This window comes from uncultured Serinicoccus sp., assembly GCF_947500995.1.
Lineage (GTDB): Bacteria > Actinomycetota > Actinomycetes > Actinomycetales > Dermatophilaceae > Ornithinicoccus.
Window position 1 is genome coordinate 29,827 of the sequence record NZ_CANMUA010000008.1, and the last position, 22,933, is coordinate 52,759.

The 22,933-nt window shown below is 75.0% G+C and carries 15 protein-coding genes; 8 read left to right on the forward strand and 7 right to left on the reverse strand.

From position 1 onward, the window contains the following. Positions 1 to 122: 122 nt before the first annotated feature. The 5 genes from Q0967_RS12920 to Q0967_RS12940 are packed head-to-tail and all read left to right on the forward strand — an operon-like array spanning position 123 to position 5,139. Positions 123 to 881: an IclR family transcriptional regulator gene (locus Q0967_RS12920; RefSeq protein ID WP_299450425.1), complete on the forward strand. Its 759-nt coding sequence runs from the start codon at positions 123 to 125 to the stop codon at positions 879 to 881. Next, positions 878 to 1,555 carry a corrinoid protein gene (locus Q0967_RS12925; RefSeq protein ID WP_299450427.1) on the forward strand — a complete coding sequence of 226 codons (678 nt, stop codon included), beginning with the start codon at positions 878 to 880 and terminating at the stop codon, positions 1,553 to 1,555. The genes Q0967_RS12920 and Q0967_RS12925 overlap by 4 nt, the downstream gene beginning before the upstream one ends. Further along, complete coding sequence (locus tag Q0967_RS12930; RefSeq protein WP_298749842.1) at positions 1,552 to 2,457, forward strand: dihydropteroate synthase; 906 nt, start codon at positions 1,552 to 1,554, stop codon at positions 2,455 to 2,457. Before Q0967_RS12925 ends, Q0967_RS12930 begins: the two co-directional genes overlap by 4 nt. Next, complete coding sequence (locus tag Q0967_RS12935) at positions 2,454 to 4,511, forward strand: ASKHA domain-containing protein (RefSeq protein WP_299450430.1); 2,058 nt, start codon at positions 2,454 to 2,456, stop codon at positions 4,509 to 4,511. Before Q0967_RS12930 ends, Q0967_RS12935 begins: the two co-directional genes overlap by 4 nt. Before the next feature lie 37 nt (positions 4,512 to 4,548). Continuing rightward, positions 4,549 to 5,139: a DUF1638 domain-containing protein gene (locus Q0967_RS12940; protein WP_299450432.1), complete on the forward strand. Its 591-nt coding sequence runs from the start codon at positions 4,549 to 4,551 to the stop codon at positions 5,137 to 5,139. Between the two features lie 349 nt (positions 5,140 to 5,488). Here the strand turns inward: Q0967_RS12940 and Q0967_RS12945 are convergent, their stop codons facing one another. Together Q0967_RS12945 and Q0967_RS12950 are read right to left on the reverse strand one after the other, a co-directional pair. Continuing rightward, positions 5,489 to 6,346 (reverse strand): methylenetetrahydrofolate reductase, encoded by an 858-nt coding sequence (locus Q0967_RS12945; RefSeq protein ID WP_298749848.1) that lies wholly within the window; start codon positions 6,344 to 6,346, stop codon positions 5,489 to 5,491. 117 nt (positions 6,347 to 6,463) lie between these two features. Continuing rightward, entirely contained in the window at positions 6,464 to 7,156 is a 693-nt protein-coding gene (locus Q0967_RS12950; RefSeq protein WP_299450434.1) for a dienelactone hydrolase family protein, read from the reverse strand. Positions 7,157 to 7,240: 84 nt separating this feature from the next. Between Q0967_RS12950 and recC the strand changes: the two genes are divergently transcribed. From recC to recD, 3 genes are read left to right on the forward strand one after another with little or no spacing between them, the layout of a single operon-like run. Next, positions 7,241 to 10,780, forward strand: coding sequence for an exodeoxyribonuclease V subunit gamma (gene recC, locus Q0967_RS12955; protein WP_299450437.1), 3,540 nt, complete (start codon positions 7,241 to 7,243; stop codon positions 10,778 to 10,780). Further along, entirely contained in the window at positions 10,777 to 14,202 is a 3,426-nt protein-coding gene (locus Q0967_RS12960; protein ID WP_299450440.1) for a UvrD-helicase domain-containing protein, read from the forward strand. Before recC ends, Q0967_RS12960 begins: the two co-directional genes overlap by 4 nt. Further along, entirely contained in the window at positions 14,199 to 16,229 is a 2,031-nt protein-coding gene (gene recD, locus Q0967_RS12965) for an exodeoxyribonuclease V subunit alpha (RefSeq protein ID WP_299450443.1), read from the forward strand. Before Q0967_RS12960 ends, recD begins: the two co-directional genes overlap by 4 nt. Positions 16,230 to 16,328: 99 nt before the next feature. Here the strand turns inward: recD and Q0967_RS12970 are convergent, their stop codons facing one another. The 5 genes from Q0967_RS12970 to Q0967_RS12990 form a co-directional block, all read right to left on the reverse strand. Beyond that, positions 16,329 to 17,174, reverse strand: a complete 846-nt coding sequence (locus Q0967_RS12970) for a hypothetical protein (protein WP_299450446.1) — start codon at positions 17,172 to 17,174, stop codon at positions 16,329 to 16,331. 272 nt (positions 17,175 to 17,446) lie between these two features. Further along, positions 17,447 to 19,930 (reverse strand): ABC transporter permease, encoded by a 2,484-nt coding sequence (locus Q0967_RS12975; protein WP_299450448.1) that lies wholly within the window; start codon positions 19,928 to 19,930, stop codon positions 17,447 to 17,449. Next, a complete protein-coding gene (locus Q0967_RS12980; RefSeq protein ID WP_299450450.1) occupies positions 19,930 to 20,712 on the reverse strand; it encodes an ABC transporter ATP-binding protein in 783 nt (260 codons plus the stop codon). The genes Q0967_RS12975 and Q0967_RS12980 overlap by 1 nt, the downstream gene beginning before the upstream one ends. A gap of 137 nt (positions 20,713 to 20,849) precedes the next feature. Beyond that, entirely contained in the window at positions 20,850 to 21,551 is a 702-nt protein-coding gene (locus tag Q0967_RS12985) for a response regulator transcription factor (RefSeq protein ID WP_299450453.1), read from the reverse strand. After that, positions 21,548 to 22,864, reverse strand: coding sequence for a sensor histidine kinase (locus Q0967_RS12990; RefSeq protein WP_299450456.1), 1,317 nt, complete (start codon positions 22,862 to 22,864; stop codon positions 21,548 to 21,550). Before Q0967_RS12990 ends, Q0967_RS12985 begins: the two co-directional genes overlap by 4 nt. Positions 22,865 to 22,933: the final 69 nt, after the last annotated feature.

Below are 22,933 nucleotides of genomic sequence, written 5' to 3' on the forward strand. Positions count from 1 at the left end.
CCCCCGGGCGGACCCGGGCGACGCGCCGGACGCCGCACCCTTGCGCCGTCTCACGATATGGGCATACGCTCCCACATAGTGAGCACTCAGGGAAGAGGGCTCAGAGAAGAGGGACACGAGGAATGGCGACTCAGGGGACCCAGGCGATCGACCGGGCGGCGGACCTCGTCGTGCGTGTCGTCCAGTCGCCCGACCCGCTGAGCACCCCCGACCTGGCCCAGGCCACCGGCCTGGCTCGCTCGACCGTGTCCCGACTGCTGTCAGCCCTGGAGCGCTCGCACCTCATCTCGCGCGACGTCGAGGGCAACGGCTACCTGCCCGGCCCGCTCTTCGAGCAGTACGCCGCCCGCACCGACACCCGCGACTGGCTCGCCCGCGAGGCGCAGCCGACGATGGCCGCCCTCAGCGAGGCCACCGGCGAGACCATCAACCTGGGCGTGCCGGTCGGCACCTCCGTGGTGCAGATCGCCCAGGTGGACTCCACCTTCCTCATCGGCAGCCGCGACTGGGTCGGGGTGAACCTGCCGGCCCACTCCTCCTCGCTCGGCAAGACCCTGTACGCCTTCGGCGCGCTGGAGCTGCCCGACCGGCTGCCCTCGCTCACCGCGCGCACGGTCACCGACCCGGACGCGCTGCGCGCCGAGTTCGAGGTCATCCGGGCCCGGGGCTGGGCGACCACCGTCGACGAGCTGGAGGTGGCCCTCACCGGCATCGGCGCCCCCGTCCGGCTCCGCGGCCGCCTCGTCGCGGCCATCGGCGTGTCCGGCCCCACCTCCCGACTGTCCGGCCGGCTCGACGAGCTCGGCCGCCTCGTCTCCGGGCACGCGGACGACCTGTCCGGGCGCCTCACCGAGCCGCACGTGATGAAAGGTGCCTCATGACTCCCGACGAGCTCCTGCAGGGCCTCTACGACCGCACCCTCGTGGGCAACGGTCCAGGCGTCCTGGAGCTGACCCACCAGGCCCTCAGCATGGAGATGGAGCCGCAGGTGCTCCTCTTCGACGCCCTCATCCCCGCCCTGGAGGAGGTGGGGGCGCGCTTCGAGCGGGGCGACTTCTTCGTGCCGGAGATGCTCATCGCGGGCAAGGCCATGGCTGGCTCGATGGAGGTGCTGCGACCCCTGCTGGCCGATACCGGCGTGCAGACCGTCGGCACCTTCCTCATGGGCACGGTCAAGGGTGACGTCCACGACATCGGCAAGAACCTCGTCAACATCATGCTGGAGGGCGCCGGCTTCGAGGTCATCGACCTCGGCGTGCAGGTGGCGCCGGAGAAGTTCGTGGCCGCCATCGAGGAGCACCAGCCCGACGTCGTCGGCTTCTCGGCCTTCCTCACGACGACCATGCCGATGTTCAAGGCCAACATGAACGCCCTCGAGAAGGCGGGCATCCGCGACGAGGTCATCGTCATGGTCGGCGGCGCGCCGGTCACGCAGGAGTACGCCGACGCCGTGGGGGCCGACGGCTACGCCGCCGACGCCTCCGCGACGGTCAAGAAGGCGAAGGCCCTGCTCAAGGACCGCCGCGCCCGCACCGGGGCGGCGGTGCCGGTATGAGCCCGGCGTGGGGGTCGGCGGCGCTGGCCGGGGGCCCGCTGCACACCGTGCTCCGCTCGGCCACCAAGGAGGTCGTCATCGGGGCCGACCAGCGCTTCTGCGTCATCGGTGAGCGCATCAACCCCACCGGTCGCAAGGTCTTCCAGACCCAGCTGCGCGAGGGCGACCTGTCGGCGATCGAGAAGGACGTCGAGGCGCAGGTCCTCGGCGGCGCCGACGTGCTCGACGTCAACATGGGCGTGCCGCTCACCGACGAGGCCGACCTGCTCGTCCGGGCGATCCAGGTCGTGCAGGCCCGCACCGACCTGCCGGTCTGCATCGACTCCTCCGTCGTCGAGGCCCTGGAGGCCGGGCTGGAGGCCTACCAGGGCCGGGCGCTGGTCAACTCGGTGACCGCCGAGGACGAGCGGCTCGAGGCGATCCTGCCGCTGGTCAAGAAGCACGACGCCGCGGTCATCGCGCTGCCCAACGACGCCGACGAGATCCCCATGGAGTCGGGCAAGCGCCTGGAGCTGGTGGAGAAGATCGTCCGGGTCGCGACGCAGGAGTACGGCATCGCGCTGCAGGACATCGTCATCGACCCGCTGGCCATGCCGATCGGCGCCGACAGCACCGTCGGCGTGACGACCCTGGAGACCGTCGCCGGGGTGCACGAGCGCTGGGGCCTCAACATGACCTGCGGCGCCTCCAACGTGTCCTTCGGCATGCCGGGCCGGCACGCGATCAACGGCGCCTGGCTGCCGCTCGCGATGGCCGCGGGCATGACCAGCGCGATCATGGACGCCCGGACCGCCGAGGTGGTGGACTCGGTGCGTGCCGCCGACCTGCTCCTCGGGCACGACGAGTGGGGTATGTCGTGGATCGCCACGCACCGCGCGCGGCAGGCGGCCGCTGCGACGTGAGGCAGGAGCAGGCGGGCGCGGCCACGGCGCGTGGCCCGGTGCAGCGCGCGGCGGGCGCGGCCGCCGAGGTGGAGGACGTCGGCGCGGAGGAGACGGTCGACGACACCCAGCCCGCGCCGGAGGAGCAGCAGGGCGAGACGCCCGTCGCCACGGAGGACGAGTGGCCGGAGCGGGTCGACCTGTCCTACACCCCGTCGGGGGCGACCGTGCGCGTGCCGGCGGGGGTGAACCTCTTCGAGGCGGCGAGCTGGAACGGCATCGCCGTGGACTCGACCTGCGGCGGGCACGGGACGTGCCGCAAGTGCAAGCTGCGGGTCACCGAGGGCGACTGGATGCCCCCGGTAACGCCGCAGGACGAGCGCACCTTCTCCGCAGACCAGCTGGACGCGGGCTGGCGGCTGGGATGCCTCGCCACGGCCTGGGGGTCGATGACCGTCGACGTGCCGCCGCTCACCACCCGCCCCAAGGCCTCCACCGTGGGAGTGGGCCGGCAGGTCATCCTGCGGCCCTCGGTGCAGAAGCGCTACGTCGAGCTCGCCGAGCCCACCCTCGCCGACCAGCGACCCGACCTCACCCGGGTGCTCGACGCCATCGAGGACCTCGAGCCGACACCGGAGCTGCACGCGCTGCGCCGGGTGGGGCCCGCGTTGCGGTCGGCGGACCACAAGGTGACCGCGGTCGTCGCGGACGACCGGCTCATCGACGTCGAGGCGGGCGACACCACGGGGCGCTCCTTCGGGCTGGCGGTCGACCTCGGCACCACGACCGTGGTGGCGACGCTGATGGACCTCACGACCGGCACCCCCGTGGCGGTCGCGTCGATGCTCAACGCCCAGCAGCCCTTCGGCGGCGACGTCATCTCCCGGATCAGCGCGACGATGCTCGACCCCCAGGCGCTCCCGCGGCTGCGGGCCCGCGCGCACGAGACGCTGGCCGAGCTGGCGGCCGAGGTGTGCGCCGAGGCCGGGGTCGAGCCCGGCGAGGTCTACGACGTGGCGATCGCCGGCAACGCCACGATGGTCGCGCTGCTGCTGGGCCAGGACCCCGAGCCCCTCGGCGTGGCGCCCTTCATCCTGGCCGCCGACCGCTGGCCCCTGGTCCCGGCCGTCGAGGTCGGCCTAAGCTCCTCGGTGCACCCCGCGGCCCGGGCCTTCCTGCACCCGGCCCTCGGGGCCTACGTCGGCGGCGACATCGTCGCCGGCATCCAGGCCTCGGGGATGGACCGCGACTCGCGGGTGCGGCTCATGATCGACATCGGCACCAACTGCGAGATCGTCCTGTCCGACGGCACCCAGCTGGTCGCGACGGCCGCTCCTGCGGGGCCGGCCTTCGAGGGCGCCTCGATCCGGTGCGGCATGCGGGCGGCGGACGGAGCGGTGGAGACGGTGAAGCTGCTCGCCGACTGGCCCGAGGCCGCCACCGGCGAGGAGGAGCTGCCGGACCCGGTGCAGCTCGGGGTGATCGGTGACGTCGAGCCGCGCGGGCTCTGCGGCTCCGGCCTGGTCGACGCGGTGGCCGAGCTCAGCCGGGTGGGCCTGCTGGACCCCTCCGGCCGCCTCGTCGACGAGGAGACCGCCCGGTCGCTGGCCCCGGCGCTGGCCGACCGGCTGGCCAGCATCGGCGAACCGGGTGAGCGGGTCTTCGTGCTCTACCGCGAGTCGCCGGACGCCCCGGCGGCCGAGTCGGTCTACCTCTCCCAGCGCGACGTGCGCGAGCTGCAGTTCGCCAAGGCCGCCATCTCGACCGGGTGGACCCTGCTGCTGGAGGAGGTCGGCCTGGAGCCCCGCGAGGTGCAGCAGGTGCTGCTCGCGGGGTCGTTCGGCTCCTACCTCTCGCCCGCCGCCGCGGTGCGGATCGGGCTGGTCCCGAAGCTGCCCACGCTGCGCATCGTGGCGGCCGGCAACATCGCCGGGGAGGGCGCCAAGATGGTGCTGCTCTCGGCGACCGAGCGCACCGGCGCCGAGGCCCTGCTCGAGGGGGTGCGCTATGTCGAGCTCTCCGACCGCAGCGACTTCAACGACCGCTTCGTCGACCAGCTCTCCTTCCCGGCCTGACGCCTCCGCAGGGCGGCTACGGCCCGGCGGAGCACGCGTGGCGCTCGTCGCCTGCGGGGCCCTGGCGACCCACGCCGCGGCCGCCGCGGCACGGCATACCCCTCCCCTGCCCGTCGACGTGCACCCGCTGCCACCCCTCCTGCACAACCACCCGGAGCGGATCGCCGGCGAGGTCGAGGCGGTCGTCGACCGGCTCGCCGGACGCTACGACCGGGTCGCCGTCGGGTATGCCGACTGCGGCACCTACGGCGCGCTGGACGCGCTGTGCGCCCGCCGCGGGGTCGCGCGGCTGCCCGGGCTGCACTGCTACGACCTGTACGCCGGAGAGGCGCGCGTCGCCGCGCTGCTGGAGGAGGAGCCCGGGACCTACCTGCTCACCGACTTCCTGGTCCGCAGCTTCGACCGCACGGTGTGGGCCGAGCTGGGGCTGGACCGGTACCCCGGGCTGCGGGACGACTACTTCGGCCACTACACGCGGTGCGTCTGGCTGGCCCAGGAGCCCGACGACCCCGAGCTCACCGCGCTGGCCCTGCGCGCCGCAGGCCGGCTGGGGCTGGCGCTGCAGGTGGAGCGGACCGGCACCGCCGGCCTCGACGACGCCCTCGCCCGCCTCGTCCTCGGGCCCTGACGTCGCGGTGGCCTGACCAACGGCTGGCCGACCGTCCCCCCTCGCCCCTGCCTCCGACCGAGCGCCGCGAATGGTTCCCCACCGACCGAGCGACGCGAATGGTTCCCCACCGACCGACCGAGCGACGCGAATGGTTGTCCCCTGACCCGCCGACCTTCGTGCCGTCCTCAGGACGTGTCCGCGCGCAGTCTTCGGCCCCGCCCGGAAGGTCGCGACTGCACAGGGTATGTCGTGGAATCGCCCTCGCGGGCGACGTATCCGCTGCAGTCGCGCACCACGGGACACGGGATCGGGCCGCATCGGACGTCGTGACGAATCAGAGGAGCATCCTGGTCCGCGTTCGGGCCGCCTAGCCTGAAGGCCGGCGCAGCGCCGCGACCTCGGCGAGCTGCTCGCGCCGCCACGCCTCGGTCTTCTCGACCTGGTTGAAGCTGTAGAGGTGCAGGCCGCCGATGCCCAGGCGCTCGGTGCCGGCGAGCGCGGCGATGCGGTGCGCGAACCGGGTGGTCGAGAAGCCGGGCAGCGCGATCCGGGTGAAGACCCCGCGCTGCTTGCGCAGGAAGCGCATGGAGTCGCCGACCCCGATGACCGTCGCCATCTTCAGCAGCTTGGCCGGGTCGACCGGGCCGGGCACCCCGACCCACACCGGGTGCTCGATGCCGCGTCGGCGGACCCGCTCGAGCCACTGACCGACCTGCTCGTCGTCGAAGGTCATGTTGGACACGATGTCGGTGGCGTAGCGCCGCTTGTCCCACATGGACTGGACGATGACGTCGTCGTCGATGCCCGGGTGGGACTCGGGGTAGCCGGTGATCCCCACCCGCTCGAACGGCCCGCCCAGCTCGGCCAGCTCCACCAGCAGGTCCAGGGCGTTGCCGAACGTGGTGTCCGTCGGCGTGGCGTCCCCGCCGGGCACGAAGATCTCGGTGACACCCGCCTCGCGCAGCCGCGCGACGAGGTCGGGCAGCTCGGCCCGCTCGACCATGCGCGCGGCCAGGTGGGGCACGACGTGGTAGCGGTCGGCCAGCTGCTCGGTGAGCGCCAGCGTGGCCTCCAACCCCTTGGCGGGGGACGCCGTGACGGTGACGGTCCGGCCCGGCTCGACGTGCGCGTGCACCTGCTCGGCCACGGAGTCTGTCGGCAGGATCTCCAACCGCGCGCCCAGCAGCAGCCGCTCCAGCGCCGCCGAGGGATACTTGTTGCTCATCACGCAACGCGATTCGCCATACGCACAACCCCAGCGTAGAAGCAGCCCGGCGCCCTGACAAGAGCCGTCCGGGCGAGATCCACCCCGGCCGACCCTCGTCGGTCGGGGCCCGGCCCGTCAGCCCCGCAGGTGGGCGGCGAGGAACGCCAGGGTGCGCGGCCACGCCGCCGCCGAGGCCTCCGAGTGGTGGAAGGCGGGGTGCGGGTTGTCGAAGGCGTGGCCGGCGCCCTCGTGCCACACGAACTCCACCCCGTCGCGGTCCAGGGCGCGCTCGATCTCTTCGACCGTGGCCCGGGGGATGAACGCGTCCTCGGTGCCCCAGTGGTGCAGGCTCGGAGCGGTGACCTGGGGCGCGAGCTCCAGCAGCTGCGGCAGCGCGGACCCGTAGTAGGACACCAGGGCGTCGACCTCGGTCCGCGCGGCGGTCGCGAAGGCGACCCCGCCGCCGTAGCAGAACCCGACCAGACCGACCCGTCCCGAGAGCTCGCCGCGCAGGTGCTCCACCGTGGCCAGGGTGTCCCCGACCGCGTCGTCCCAGTCGGTCGCGGCCATGAGCTCCATGCCCCGCTCCAGCATCCCCTCGCCCCCCTCGTCGACCTCGTGGTCCGGGATCCGCCAGTAGAGCTCGGGGACGTGCACCTCGTACCCCTGCTCGGCGAGGCCCCTCGCCCGGTCGCGCACGTAGGAGGAGACGCCGAAGATCTCCTGCACGAGGACGATGCCGGCGCCGGAGGGCTCGGTGGGGCGGAAGCGGTGCACCGGCAGGTCGCCGTCCGGTCGGGGCAGGGTGATGACGTCAGGAGTCGACATGGGCCCAGTCTGCGGGGAGGGGCGCGCGAGGGCCACCGGACCGGGGCCCCGGGTCCGTCGGTCGGCGTGGATAGGGTCGGCGCCGTGACCCTGTTCGTGCATCGCGACACCAGCACGGCGGCCCTCGCGGAGGGCCTGGCCGACCTGCTGGCGACGCCGCTGCCCGACCCCTTCGCGGAGGAGGTGGTGGCCGTCCCCGCCAAGGGGGTGGAGCGTTGGCTGGCGCAGCGGCTCTCGCACACGCTCGGAGCCGGGCCGTCGGGGCACGACGGGGTGTGTGCCGGGGTCCGCTTCCTCCACCCCCACTCGCTGGTCTCGATGGTCCTGGGCATCGAGCGCGACGACCCGTGGCACCCGGACCGCCTCGTCTGGCCGGTGCTGGAGTCGATCGACGCCAGCCTCGACGAGGAGTGGGCGGGCACCCTCGCCACCCACCTGGGTCACGGCCTCACGGAGCCGGCCGCCCGGCTGCGCCGCGGTCGACGGTATGCCGTGGCGCGCCGCCTCGCGGGCCTGTTCGCCGCCTACGCCTCCTCCCGTCCGGCGATGCTCACCGACTGGCGGGGTGATGGAGACGGCGACGGGATCGGCGGTCGGGTCGACCCGGACCTCGCCTGGCAGCCACCGCTGTGGCGGGAGGTGCTGCGCCGGGTGGACGCCGAGCCACCGGACGTGCGTCACGACCGGGTGGTCAGGGCGCTGCGCGCGGCCCCGGAGGACCTGACCGAGGACGGCGCGGCCGGCGTCCCGCAGCTCGACCTGCCCGGCCGGCTCTCGCTCTTCGGGCACACCCGCATCGCGCGCAGCGAGGTCGAGGTCATCGCGGCGATCGCGCAGCGCCGCGACGTCCACCTGTGGCTGCCGCAGGCCTCCCCGGCGGCCTGGGACGCCCTGGCGGGCACCGCCCCTGGCGGGCCGGTCCCGCGCGAGGAGGACACCAGCGCCCTGCTCGTCGAGCACCCGCTGCTCGCCAGCCTCGGGCGGGACGCCCGCGAGCTGCAGCGCACCCTGGCGCTGGCCCCGCACACCCCCGGTGAGAGGCACCCGCGGACCGCCCCGGCGGGCGCCGGGCCCGCTCACGTCGAGACCCGCACCCCCTCCACCCCCTCGATCCTGCAGCTGCTCCAGGCCGACCTCGAGGCCGACCACGTCCCCACGGACGCCGAGCGGGCCGCCCGGCACGTCCCCGCCGCGGACCGCAGCATCCAGGTGCACGCGTGCCACGGGCGGTCGCGGCAGGTCGAGGTCCTGCGTGACGTGCTCACCGATCTGCTGGAGCACGACCCCACCCTGGAGCCGCGCGACATCCTCGTCATGTGCCCGGACATCGACACCTACGCACCCCTCGTCCACGCCGGTTTCGGGCTGGGCGAGGTGGTGCGCGAGACCGGCCCCGGCGGGGCGGTGCCCGCCACCCACCCCGCGCACACGCTGCGGGTCCGGCTGGCGGACCGCTCCCCGACCGTGGCCAACCCGCTGCTGGCGCTGGCCGCCGGGCTGGTCGGGCTCGCGGGGGGCCGGTTGGGCGCGGGCGAGGTGCTCGACCTCGCCCGCAGCGCGGCGGTGCGTCGCCGCTTCGGGCTGGACGACGACGACCTCGAGCGGATCGGTGACTGGGTGGGGGCGGTCGCGATCCGGTGGGGTCTGGACGACGCCCACCGCGGGGACTACGCCCTGCCCGGGCTGAGCCAGAACACCTGGGAGTCCGGGCTCGCCCGGGTGCTCGTCGGCGCCGCCGTCGACGGCGAGGAGCTCGACCACCTCGGCACGACCCTCGGCCTCGACGACCTCGACAGCGCCGACCTCGACCTGGCCGGACGGATGGCCGAGCTGGTCGCCCGGCTGGGTGCCACCCTGCGCGCCCTGCGCCGTGCCGACACGGTCGGCGAGTGGGTCAAGACGCTCACCGACGGCGTCCTCGGGCTGGCCGACGTCGCCCCGTCGGAGGCGTGGCAGGTCACCCAGCTGCGCCGCGAGCTCGACCTCGTCGGGGCGCACGCCGGCCCCCGCTCCGGCGACGGGCCGGGGCTGTCCCTGTCCCTCTCCGACGTGCACGCGCTGCTGGACGAGCACGCGGCCGGGCGGGCCACCCGGTCCAACTTCCGCACGGGCACGCTCACCGTCTGCACCATGGTGCCCATGCGCTCGGTCCCGCACCGGGTGGTCGCCCTGGTCGGCCTCGACGACGGCGTCTTCCCCCGCACCACCGCCCCGGACGGTGACGACGCCACGGCACGACGCCCGGTCACCGGGGAGCGCGACCCGCGCAGCGAGGACCGTCAGCTGCTGCTCGACGCGGTCATGGCGGCCGGCGACGCCCTCGTCATCACCTACACCGGCTTCGACGAGCACACGGGGGCACCACGCCCACCCGCGGTGCCGCTGGGCGAGCTGCTCGACGCCGTCCGGCGGACCGCGGACCCCTCCTCCCCGGGGGTGCTCCGCGTGCTCGCCCACCACCCGCTGCAGCCCTTCGACCCGCGCAACCTCGGTGCGGCGCGTCCGGGTGCCCCGGCGCTGCTGCCCGGCGGCGGGCCGTTCAGCTACGACCCGGCGGCACTGGCCGGCGGCCGGGCCGCCGTCTCGCACCGGGCGCCCCGACCCCGGCCCGTGGACCCGGCCCTGGAGCCGCTGCCCGGTGACACGGTCGAGCTGGACGCGCTGCTGCGCTTCTTCGACCACCCGGCGCGCGCCTACCTGCGCGACCGGCTGGGGCTCGTGCTCCCCGAGGTGCCCGAGGAGCAGGGCGAGGGCATCCCCATCGACCTGGGCGGGCTGCAGAAGTGGGCGGTCGGCGACCGGGTGCTGCAGGCGGTGCTGGCCGGGCGCGACCCCGGGGCGACCGTCGACGCCGAGCTCTGGCGCGGCGAGCTGCCGCCCCGGGCGCTCGGTGCCGGCGTCCTCCGGGAGATCACCGAGCAGGCCCAGATCGTGGCCGAGGCCACGTGGCGCACGGCCGGGCGGGGCGGCTGGGGGCTGCCGCTGGAGCGGGAGACCCTCGACGTCGACCTCGTGCTGCCCAGCGGCACCCGGCTGACCGGCACCCTCACCGGGCTGGTCGGCACCCGCGTGGTCACCGCGACCTACTCCACGGTGCGGGCCAAGCAGCGGCTGCGCTCCTGGATCACCTCCCTGGTCCTCGCCGCCGCGCTCGGCCCGGAGGCGACCAGCCACCTGCTCGGGGCCCAGAAGCGCGGGCGCCGTCCGGGCGGGGTGCACCTCACCCACGGGCCGCACGACCCCGGCCGCGCCCTCGAGCTGCTGGACCAGCTCGTCGACCTGCGCTCCCGCGGCCTCGTGGAGCCGCTCCCGCTTCCTCCACGGACCGCTCTGACCTGGGCGGAGGCATACCTGCGGGGCCCGGGTGACGCGCAGGCCGCGACCCTCGACGCGGTGCGCGAGTGGCGCACCGACGACACCTTCGAGACGGCCTTCCCCAAGGAGCAGGACGACCCGAGCCACGCCTACGTCCACGGCGACGGGGTGCCCCTGCGCGACATCCTGGGGGTGCCCCGGGACGACGAGCGGTGGACCCCGGGCGTGGGGCACCGGCTGGGGCAGCTGGCGCTACGGGTGTGGGGCCCGGTGCTCACCGACGGTGCCGAGCGCAAGGAGCGGCTGTGAACGCACCGACCCCCTTCTCGATCACCGACCCGTTGCCCACCGGCACCATCCTGCTGGAGGCCAGTGCGGGGACCGGCAAGACGTGGACCATCGCGGCACTGGTGACCCGCTACGTCGCGGAGGGCGTCGTGACCCTCCCGGAGATGCTCGTCGTGACCTTCGGCCGGGCCGCGAGCCAGGAGCTGCGGGCCCGGGTGCGCGAGCAGCTCGTCGCGGCGGAGCGCGCGCTGGCCGACCCCCCGGCCGAGGGCGGGGGCGACGACCTGGTCACGCTCCTGCTCGACGCGGACGAGCAGGAGCGGGAGGTCCGCCGTCGACGGCTGCGGACCGCGCTCTCCGACATCGACGCCGCCACCATCGCCACCACGCACCAGTTCTGCCAGCAGGTGCTGCGCAGCCTCGGCGTCGCGGGGACGGCGGACGCCGACGCCGAGCTCGTGGAGGACCTCGACCGGCTGCTCGTCGAGGTCGTCGACGACCTCTACCTGCGTGCCTTCGCGCTGCGCGACGACGAGCCCTTCTTCACCCGCCGCGAGGCGCTGCAGATCGCCCGCACCGTCGTCGACGACGTCCACGCCGAGCTGCGCCCCACCGCCGCCGAGCCGCGCTCGGTGCCCGACCGGCGGGTCCGCTTCGCGCGGGCGGTGCGCGAGGAGCTCGACCTGCGCAAGCAGCGGCTGCAGGTCCTGCACTACAACGACCTGCTCACCCAGCTCGCCGAGGCGCTGGAGGGCGAGCACTCGCCCGCGCGGGCACGCATGCGCCAGCGCTGGCGGGTCGTGCTCGTCGACGAGTTCCAGGACACCGATCCCGTCCAGTGGTCGGTGCTCGACAGGGCCTTCTCCGGCCACGCCCACGCGATGGTGCTCATCGGCGACCCGAAGCAGGCGATCTACGCCTTCCGGGGCGGCGACGTCCCGACCTACCTCACGGCCGCGGGCACGGCGGACGAGCGGCGCACCCTCCTGCGCAACTACCGCTCCGACCCGGGCGTGGTGGCGGCACTCGGCGCCATGCTCTCCGGGGCCCGGCTCGGTGACGAGCAGATCGTCGTGCACCCCGTCACGGCGCACCGGGACGGGCCGCGGCTGCATCACGCCCCCAGCACCGCGCCGGTGCGGCTGCGACAGGTGCTCCTGCGTGACCACCTCGGTGGCGACACCCGGATGCCGACCGTCCGCCCCTGGATCGCGCGCGACCTCGCGCACGACGTCGCCGCGCTGCTGGCCTCCGGCGCCACCTTCGACGGGCGACCCGTCCAGGCCCGCGACGTCGCCGTGCTGGCGCACCGCGCCAAGGACCTGCACGAGGCGCAGCGCGCGCTGCGCGAGCTCGGGATCCCCGCGGTGAGCACCGGGGGCTCCACCGTCCTGCACAGCCGCGCGGCGCACGAGTGGCTGGCGCTGCTCGAGGCGATGGCCGCGCCGCACCGCCCGGTGCTGACCCGGGCGGCCGCGCTCACCGACCTGCTCGGGTATGCCGTCGCCCGGGTCGGCGACCGCGGCGAGCGGCAGGACGACGAGCTCGAGGACGAGCTGGCCCTCACCTGCCGGGAGCTGGCCGGCCTCTACGCCCGGCAGGGCATCGCCGCGGTCCTCGAGCTGCTCACCGCCCGTGGCCTGCCCGGACGGGTGCTGGCCCAGGTGGGCGGCGAGCGCACGCTCACCGACCTGCGGCACGTCGCCCAGCTGCTGCACGAGACGGCCCGGCGCGACCAGCTCGGCCTGGTGGCGCTGCTGGAGTGGCTGCGCGCCGGGATGGCCGAGGACTCCCCGCAGAGCGCCGGCGCCCGGACCCGCCGCCTCGACAGCGACGCCGCCGCGGTGCAGCTGGCGACCATCCACGGCAGCAAGGGCCTGCAGTACCCCGTCGTCTACCTGCCCTCGCTCGGCGACCGGTGGGTCAGCGACTCCCCCGCCATCCCGCTCTTCCACGACGAGCCGCCGGAGCGCACCCGCTGCCTCGACGTGGGGGGAGACCACCGCGCCAACCCGGGCTGGTCGGAGGCCGTGCGACGGCACAAGGACGAGGACGCCGGGGAGTCGCTGCGGCTGCTCTACGTCGCCCTCACCCGGGCGCAGAGCCAGGTGGTGACCTGGTGGGCGCCGGTCAACAACGCCAGCAGCTCGGGACTGCACCGGGTGCTCTTCGGGCGCGAGCCCGGTGAGGGTGAGGTGCCGCACCAGGTGCGGGTGCAGCGCCAGGACGACGCCGCGACGCAGCGGCTGGCCCGGTGGGCCGAGGAGGGGGCCTTCACCCTCGAGCGGGCGGACCACGCGAGCGACGTCGTCCCGGCGCCGTCGCCGGAGGCGCCCGAGCTGGCGGTCGCGCGATGGACCCGCCGGGTCGACCACGACTGGCGGCGCACGTCGTACACCGCGCTGTCCACGCCGTCGGAGACCAGCCTCGACACCGCCGCGGGGGTCACCACCGAGCCGGAGGTCGGTCTCACCGGCCGCGAGGACGAGCCCGGCGGACCGGACCCGGTGGCCGACAGCGTCCCCGCCCTGCCCGGCCTGGGCGAGGTGGTGCCCGCACCCGGCGCCGGGGTGCTCTCACCCATGGCCGAGCTCCCGGTCGGCGCGACCTTCGGCTCCCTCGTGCACGCGGTGCTGGAGCACGCCGACCCCGGGGCCGAGGACCTGGCCGGTGAGCTGCGCACCCATCTGCACGAGCAGCGCGTCCAGTGGCCGGTGGACCTGGGCGAGGGCGGCGAGGACCTCCTCGTCGACGCCCTGGTCGCCGTCTGCCGGACGCCGCTGGGGCCGCTGGCCGGAGGCACCACGCTGCGCGAGGTCGGGAGCTCGGACCGTCTGTGCGAGCTCGACTTCGAGCTGCCGCTGGGCGGCGGCGACCTGCGTCGTGGCCGCGCCGGCGACGGCGCGGCCGTGCTCGGTGACCTGGTGCCGCTGCTGCGGGCCCACCTCCCCCCGGGGGACCCGGTGCGCGGGTGGGCCGAGGTGCTCGAGGCGGCCCCGGACCTCGCGGGTCAGCAGCTGCGCGGCTACCTCACCGGGTCGGTCGACGTCGTGCTGAGAGTGCGGTCCACCGGTGGCGACTCCTTCCTCGTCGTCGACTACAAGACCAACTGGCTGGGAAGCCCGGAGGAGCCGTTGACCGCGGCGGACTACCGACCGGAGCGGTTGGCGGAGGCCATGGGGCACTCCTCCTACCCCCTGCAGGCGCTGCTCTACGCCGTCGTCGCCCACCGCTTCCTGCGCTGGAGGTTGCCCGGCTACGACCCGGAGCAGCACCTCGGCGGGGTGCTCTACCTCTACCTGCGCGGGATGTGCGGCCCGGACACCCCGGTCGTCGACGGTATGCCGTGCGGCGTCTTCTCGTGGCGGCCGCCGGTGGCGCTGGTCGTCGGCGTCTCCGACCTGCTCGACGGGGCGGACCGGACGACGGGGGTGGTCGCGTGAGCGGGCCGCCGGACCACACCACCAGCACGGACGACACCGTCGCCACCGGAGTCGTCGCCGGCACCGCGGCCGGAGCCCGTGCGGACGTCGAGGCCGGTGCGGCCGTGCTGGACCTCTTCGAGCGGGTCGACGAGCACGACCGGCGCCTGGCCCTGACCGTGACCAGCGGGTCGGCGCTGGGCGCGTTCAACGAGGCCGGCCTGCTCACCGCCGCCGACGTGCACGTGGCCACCGGGCTGGCCCGGGCCGCCGGGGAGAAGGACGCCGACGTCGTCCTCGCCGCGGCGGTGGCGACCCGGGCGGTGCGCTCGGGGTCGGTGGCCGTCGACCTCGCGGTGCTCGCGACCCAGGGGGCGCAGGCGCTCCCCGACCTGCCGTGGCCGGACCCGGCGGGGTGGACCGCGCTCGTCTCCGGCAGCCGGCTCGCCGCCGAGGGCGGGCTGGTCGTCGAGGAGGCCAGCGGGCTCGTCTACCTCCAGCGCTACCACCACCAGGAGGTGCAGGTGGCGGCCGACCTGCGGGCGCGGGCCGCGCTCGGCCCTCCCGAGGTCGACGAGGAGGTGCTGAGCGCCGGGCTGGCCCGGATCTTCCCGGGGGAGGGGTACGCCGAGCAGCGCGCGGCGGCCGAGGTGGTGGTGCGGTCGCGGACCGGCGTCATCACCGGCGGCCCGGGCACCGGCAAGACGACGACCGTGGCGGGCGTCCTGACCCTGCTGGCCGAGCAGGCCGCCGCCGCCGGCGAGCGGCCGCCCCGGGTCGGGCTGGCCGCGCCGACCGGCAAGGCCGCCGCCCGGGTCAAGGCCGCGGTGGACCGGGCGCTGGACGACATCGAGGCACGCTCGCCGGCGTCGTCGGGGATGGCGGTCGTCGACCGGCTGCGTGAGGTCGAGCCGCGCACCCTGCACCGGCTGCTGGGGTGGCGACCCGGGTCCCGCAGCCGCTTCCGCCACCACCGCGGCAACCGCCTCCCCCACGACGTCGTGCTCGTCGACGAGGCCTCGATGGTCTCGCTCACCCAGATGGCCCGGCTGCTCGAGGCGCTGCGCCCCACCGCCCGCCTCGTCCTCGTCGGGGACGCCGACCAGCTCGTCTCGGTCGAGGCCGGCGCGGTGCTGGCCGACCTGGTGGCCGCCGTCCCCGAGCGCGACGCCGCCGGGCGGGACACAGCCGAGGGCAGCGCCGCCGCGCGGGACACAGCCGGGCACGACGCGCCCGAGACCTCTGCCCGCCAGGACGGCCCCGCCGAGGCGCGGCGGCCGGCTCCCCTCGCCCTCGCCCGGCTGCGCACGGTCCACCGCTTCGGGGAGACCATCGGCGCGCTCGCCCACGCGCTGCGGGTCGGTGACGCGGACGCCGTGGTGGATGCGCTCTCGGCGGGCAGCGAGGAGGTGCGCTGGGAGAGCGGGTCCGAGCCGGAGGCATACCTGAGGGGGATCCTCACCGGGCAGGCCCTCGACATCCTGCGGGCCGCCCGGACGGGCGACGACGACGCCACCCTCGCGGCGCTGCACCGCCACCGCCTGCTCTGCGCCCACCGGGAGGGTGAGCGCGGCGTGCGCCGGTGGAACCACCTCATCGAGACGTGGATGGCCGAGGAGACCGGGCTGAGCTTCTACGAGCCGATGTACCTCGGCCGGCCGCTGCTCGTCACCGCCAACGACTACGCCACCGGCGTCCTCAACGGCGACACCGGCGTGGTCGTGGCCTCGCAGACGCCCGCCGGGGTCCCGGTGCGGATGGCGGTGATCGACGGCACGGGGGGACGCACCAGGTATGCCCCCTCCCGCCTCGGTGACGTCGAGACCATGCACGCGATGACGATCCACAAGGCGCAGGGCAGCCAGGCCCGGGAGGTCACCGTGCTGCTCCCCGAGCTCGACAGCCCGCTGCTGACGCGGGAGCTGTTCTACACCGCCGTGACCCGCGCCGAGCGGCAGGTGCGGGTGGTCGGGTCCGAGGAGGAGGTGCGCGCCGCCGTCCGGCGACGGGTCGTCCGCGCCAGCGGGTTGCGCCAACGGCTGAGCTGACTGCGTGCTGCTCGGAGCGGTCGCCATGGTGACGGGCGAAGGGTTTCCGGCGTACGTCTCTACGGGCAGTCGGAGGAGGGCCGGCAACTGACGGACTTCTCAGCTGGGTGGGGTCGCCCATTCCGGTAGTGGGGCCGACGAGTCATCCGCCTCCCATGACTCCAGGATCTCGAAGCCGCTGGCGGTGCCCGTGAGTCGGAGAGCGCCGTTGGGTTCTGGACCAGGAGCCCCTGGCAACCTGCCCACGGCGATGACCTCGGTGTTCCCCGAGGTGTACCAGGTGTCCAGGCACGGGTTCTGCAGCGACGCCACGTCGCACGTCTGGACCTCTCCCAGCTCCCAGAAGTCGCTCACCGCGACCCGCGGGTCCCACCCCTCCAGGACCTCCCCCACCGGGTAGTTCGCCAGCCGCTCCTCCTCAGCGGCCTCGGCCTCTGACTCCTGGGCGTCCAGTTGTGTCTGGTATTCGTGAAGGCCCAGTGCGAAGCCTGCTCTGTAGGCCTGCTCCGCCTCCACCCCGGCGAACGAGCCCTGCTCGCTCACGGTCCTCGGGTCGTAGTAGTCCTCCCGACCGTAGAGCCCTGCCTGGTGGCCGCTGCGGAACGCCCCTTCGAATCCTGGATGGTCGTCAGCCGACGCGTCACCGTCCGGCTCCGGCGGCGTGTCCATGTCGACGGCAGCACTCACCTCGACGGCGGACTCGGAGCCGTCGTTCGCTTCATCGGTGACAGCGCCCTCCGACGACTCCTCTTCGGACTCGGCGTCCTCGGTTGGCGCCGCCACATTCGCGGACTCGCCCTCACCTCCGACGTCATCACTCTCGCCGCAACCAGCCAGGATGACCAGCAGAGCCAGGGCGGGGATCGATGACGTGCCGTACGAAACTCGAGTCATGTGCGCCTCCCACGGATGAGGTGCAGCGAGCGTAGCGGTGCCGACGTCCACGCGCCAGTGTCCGATGGAATGCGTGAAGGCCGATGCGACACCCGTCCCGACGGTGCCCTCGGCCCGGTCCTCCCCCGGCCCGGGAGGGCGCGACTGCACCGGGTATGTCGTGGAATCGCCCTGGCGGGCGACATATCCGCTGCAGTCGCGCACCCCGAGGGGCGTCGGGCCGGCCGGGAGTCCCTGCCCGGCCGGCCCGTGAGGGCCTGCCACCCGCCACGCGGGGAGACCCTGGTCGGGGGCGGTGAGTCCCTGCACCGCCCCCGACCGGACTACGCCGCGGCCAACCCCTCCGCGGGGCTCACCCGGGCCGCCCGCCGGGCCGGCAGCACGCTGGCCAGGACCCCGGCCAGCAGGGCCACGCCCACGATGACGCCGACACGGGCCCAGGGCACCGCCAGCGCCAGCGGGGTGCCCGCCGGGAGGATCGTCTGGACGCCGAGCGCGGCATACCCGATCCCGAGCGCGAGGCCGAGCCCGGCGCTGACCAGCGCCAGCAGCACCCCTTCGGTGAGCAGCATCGCGCGCATCTGGCCACGGGTGAGCCCGAGCCCGCGCAGGAGGGCGTGCTCGCGGTGCCGCTCGATGACCGACAGCGACAGGGTGTTCGCGATCCCGACGACCGCGATGAGGACCGCCACCCCCAGCAGGGCGGTGGCGACGAGCACCATGACGTCCAGCACCTGGGCGACGAGCGCGCGCTCGGCGGCAGCCCCCTGGACGGTCATGCCGCCGTCCTCGGCGACCTCGCCGACGGCGGTCATCGTGTCGCCGACGTCCGCGTCGTCGTCCAGCCGGAGCAGGACCGCACCCGGCTGCAGGTTCGCCCCGCCTCCGGACAACGACTGCAGGTCCTCGGGCTGCAGCGCCAGCCCGGCGGCACCCAGGCCGAGCTCGACGACCGTGAGGTCCCGGCTCCCGCCCGGTCCGCCGACCGTCAGGGTGTCGCCGGCCTCGACGCCGTAGGCGACCCGGTCGTAGGACCCGAGGCCCACGGTGCCCGGTGCCAGGGCGGCGACGAGCTCCTCGCTGCGCAGGACCTGCTGCGCCGTGGCCGGGGCGAGGGCCGCGGCCGGGACGCCCTCCATGGCGCCCACGTCGAGGTATGCCGTCTGCACCACCTCCGCGGCGGCGACGCCGTCCACCGCGGACAGCCGGTCGACCAGTCCTGGCTCGACGGCCGTGGGCACGGGCACGTCCCCCTCCAGCCCCGGCTCGGTCTGGGCCACCAGGTCGACGGCGAACGCCTGGTCGATCTCGCCGAGCGCGGTGCGCTCGCCCGAGGCGGCGCCCACCGAGGTCATGGTGATGAGCGTGACCCCGACGAGCAGAGCGGCGCTGGTGGCGGCTGCCCGGCCCGGGTTGCGCACGGCCCCGCTGACCGCGAGGCGGCCGGGCACACCGGCCGGACGTGCGGCCAGGCCGAGCAGACGCACGAGCGCGGGCACGAGCACCACCGCCGCCAGCAGCACGCCGACGAAGGAGACCAGGCCGCCGGCGACGCCGAGCAGCACCTGCCGCAGGAGGGCCGCGAGCACCATGAGACCGGTGCCCCCGGCGACGAGGAGCAGCGCGAGCAGCACCCGCACCCGGCTCACCCGGGAGGTGGCGGCTGGCTCCCCGGCCGGCCGCAGCGCGGCCAGCGGCGACACCCGGGTGGCCCGTCCCGCAGGCCACCAGGAGGCCAGCAGGGTGATCGCCAGTCCCACGAGCACCGGCACCACCAGGCTGAGCCACCCGACCTCGAGACCGGTGCCCAGCGGGATGCCGAGATCGGCCCCGCGGGCCAGGCCCAGCAGCAGCTGGGCGACCCCGAGCCCGGCGCCCACCCCGACCACCGAGGCCGCCGTCCCGAGGACCAGCGCCTCCAGGAGCACTGAGCGGCGCACCTGACCGCGGGTGGCTCCGACGCAGCGCAGCAGCGCGAGCTCCCCGGTCCGCTGGGCCAGGGTGATGGTGAAGGTGTTGGCGATGACGATGGCCGCCGTGGCCAGCGACACCGCACCGAAGCCGAGCAGGACCGACCCGAGCACGAAGGTCTGACCGGTCAGACCGGCGACCCGGTCCGCGGCGGCCTCCGGCCCGGTCCGGAGCGCGGCCCCCGGCACCGCCTCGGCCAGCGCCTCGCGCACCTCGTCGACGGTCGCCGTCCCGGCCACCGTGACCTGCGCGGACTCGTAGGACACCCCGGGGTCCAGCTCGCGCAGCGTGGCGTCGGTGGTGAGGAACCCCTCGGTGTAGCTGAGCGTGTGCACCTCCCCCGGGTCCACCACCCCGACCACGGTGAGCGTCAACGGGTCACCGACCGCGCCGTCCACGGTGCGCGTGGCGAGCGTGAGCTCGTCCCCGACCGCGACCTGGCCGGCGAGGGCCTGGTTGACGGTCGCCTCGTCGGCACCCGTCGGCATCCGGCCCTCGAGCAGGGTCATCCCCCCGGCCGGCACCGAGGTCGCGGCGAGGAAGCTGCTGCCGTGGTCGACGCCCACCGTCGCGTCCGCGACGACCCGGTCCACCCCTGGCGTCCCGGCCACCCGGTCCACGTCGTCGGTCGCCAGCCACGTGTCGTCCGCCCCGGTCACGACCAGGTCGGCGTCGCGCAGCCCACCGGCCACCGCGTCCTCGAGCCCGGCCTGGGCGGTCGAGACGACCACCAGGCTGGTGGTGAGGAAGCCGACCCCGATGAGGATCGCCACCGCCGCCGAGGCCAGCCGCCGGCCGCGGGAGGCCAGCCCGGCGGCCATCCACCGGGCCGCCATCAGGCGACCTTCCCGAGGTCGCGGATCCCGGCCAGCACGGTGTCGGCGTCCGGGTCGAGGATCTCCCCGGCGATCCCGCCGTCGGCGAGCAGCAGCACCCGGTCGGCGACCGCCGCGGCGTTCGGGTCGTGGGTCACCATGACCACCGTCTGGTGCCACTCGTCGACCGACCGGCGCAGCAGGGCGAGGACCTCCGCGCCGGTCGTGCTGTCCAGGGCGCCCGTCGGCTCGTCGGCGAAGATCACCTCCGGCCGGGTCACCAGGGCACGGGCCAGGGCGACCCGCTGCTGCTGGCCACCGGAGAGCTCGCCGGGGCGGTGGTCCAGGCGGCCACCCAGGCCCAGGGCCTCGACCACCGTGCCCTCCCAGCCGGCGTCGACAGAGCGGCCGGCCAGGTCGAGCGGGAGGCGGATGTTCTGCCGCGCGGTCAGCGTCGGCAGCAGGTTGAAGGCCTGGAAGACGAAGCCGACGGAGCGCCGGCGCAGCCGGGTGAGCTGGGCGTCGGACAGCGAGGTGAGCTCGTGCTCCCCGAGGTAGCTCCGCCCGCTGGTCGGGGTGTCGAGGCCGGCCAGCAGGTGCATGAGGGTCGACTTGCCCGAGCCGCTGGGCCCCATGATCGCGGTGAACCTGCCCGCCTCGATCCCGACGGACACGCCGTCGAGGGCGGTGACCGCGGCCTCGCCGCGGCCGTAGGTCTTGGTGAGGTCGAAGGCGCTCGCGGCCAGGGTGCTGCCCTGCCGGGTCGTGCCGGTCCGGCCGTGCTGAGGTGTCGTGGTCGTCATACCCAGGACGCTAGGGACCGGCCACCGCTCGCGACATCATCCACCGGTCGTGACCTGCGGCTGCGCGGGTCCACCCCGGGTATGACGTGGGCCGGCCCGACCCGGCGGCGGGCGGCCCGCCCGTCGCTCGGGCGGACCTACTCCGGCCGGCCGACGAGGCCGGTCTGGTAGGCGGTGATGACCATCTGCACGCGGTCGCGCAGGTCGAGCTTGGCGAGGACCCGGCCGATGTGGGTCTTGACGGTCGCCTCGGCCAGGAAGAGCTCCGCGGCGATCTCACCGTTCGTCAGGCCCCGACCGACCGCCTCGAGCACCTCGCGCTCCCGCTCGGTCAGCGGTTCCAGCCGCGCCACGGCGGCACGCCTGCCGGCGGCCCGGGTGCTCTCGGCCCCGGCATCGGGAAGCTCCGGCACGAAGCGTTCCAGCAGCCGCCGCGTCGTCGAGGGCGCCATCGCCGCGTCCCCGGCGCGCACGGCCCGGATCGCGGCCAGCAGCTCTTCCGGACCCGCGTCCTTGAGCAGGAAGCCGGAGGCGCCCGCCCGCAGCGCGGCGAAGACGTAGTCGTCGAGGTCGAAGGTCGTCAGCACCAGCACCTTGGGCGGCTCCAGCGGTCCGGGGTCGCGCAGCAGCCGGCGGGTGGCCTCGACCCCGTCCATGCGGGGCATCCGGATGTCCATGAGCACGACGTGGGGGCGGGTCTCGGCGATCGCGTCCAGCGCGGCGGACCCGTCGCCGGCCTCGCCGACCACGGTCATGTCGTCCTGGGCGTCGAGCACCATCCGGAACCCGGCACGCACGAGCGCCTGGTCGTCGACGAGGAAGAGGCGGATCGGGGTCATCGGGTCCCTCCTGAGGTATGCCGTGCCGCCGGCTCGGCGCCGTCCGACCGGTCGCGCGGTGGGCCCGCCTCGGCGGAGGCGCGCACGACCGGCAGGGTGGCCACGACCTCCCAGCCCCGTCGGGTCCGTGGCCCGGCGCTCACGCTGCCCCCGAGGACCTCGACCCGCTCGCGCATGCCGATGAGACCGTTGCCCTCGCCGTCGTGGTCACCCTGGGTAGCCCCGTCGCCGTCGTCGGTGACCCGCACGAGCAGCACCTCGGGCGTGCGCAGCAGGTCGACGTCGACCGAGGCGCCCGGCCCCGCGTGCTTCATGGCGTTGGTCAGGGCCTCCTGCACCACCCGGTAGGCGGCCAGGTCCACGTCGCGGGGCAGGTCGGCGACCTCCCCGCGGACGTGCGCCTCCACGTCGACGCCCGACCCGCGGACCCGCTCGACGAGCTCCTCCAGGTGCCCCACCCCCTCCAGGGGCGCGTACTCCGCGCCGCTGCCGGTGTCCCGGAGCACCCCCACGAGCCGCCGGGTGTCCGCCAGCGAGGTCCGCGCCGTCTCCGCGAGGGTCTCCAGCGTCCCGGCCGCCCGCTCCAGCGCCGCCCGGTCCGCGGCCATGCCCGGCTCCTTCGCCAGCGCCTGGCGCGCGGCATACAGCCCGCCGTCGGCCTGGACCACGACCACGGCGAGGGAGTGGGCGACCACGTCGTGCATCTCCCGCGCGATGCTGGCGCGCTCGTCCTGGGCGGCGAGCCGGGAGCGCTGGGCCTGGTCGCGGGCGAGGGCCCGGTTCTGCTCCTGGAGCCGCGCCACCACCTCGCGGCGACGCCGCATGACGTCCCCCAGCGCCCAGGCGACGCCGACGAAGCAGACCATGAAGACCGTCTGCACCGTGACGATGCCGATGTAGGAGCCGAGCCCGAAGTAGGCGGACCAGCGCAGGGCCCCGAGCAGGGCGCCGGCCACGGCCAGGGCGAGGACCGCCCGGGCGGTCCGCCGGCTGCCGAAGGCGGCAGCGCTGTAGACCACGACGAGGACCGCGATGTTGGTGGGCATCGGGCCGTCGCTGAGCAGCAGCTGCAGCAGGCAGCCGGCCGCGACGACGGCGGCCACCGTCATGGGGTGCCGGCGCCGCCAGAAGAGGGGCACGATCTGCAGCAGGCTGACGACGGTGCGCCCCGGCCCGTCCCAGCCGACGCCGGTGACGAGGTAGAGCAGCAGGAAGGCCGCCACCACGGCCGCGTCCGGCAGCCACGCGCGGGAGCGCAGGCCGCGCGCCAGGTCGGCCGCCTGCTCCCGGGCGGCCTGCAGCGTGTCGCTCATCCATGGGAGCCTAGGTGCTCGGGGCGGGGCCGCGCGTCATACCGGGGTCGTGGCCGGGTCCACCCACGG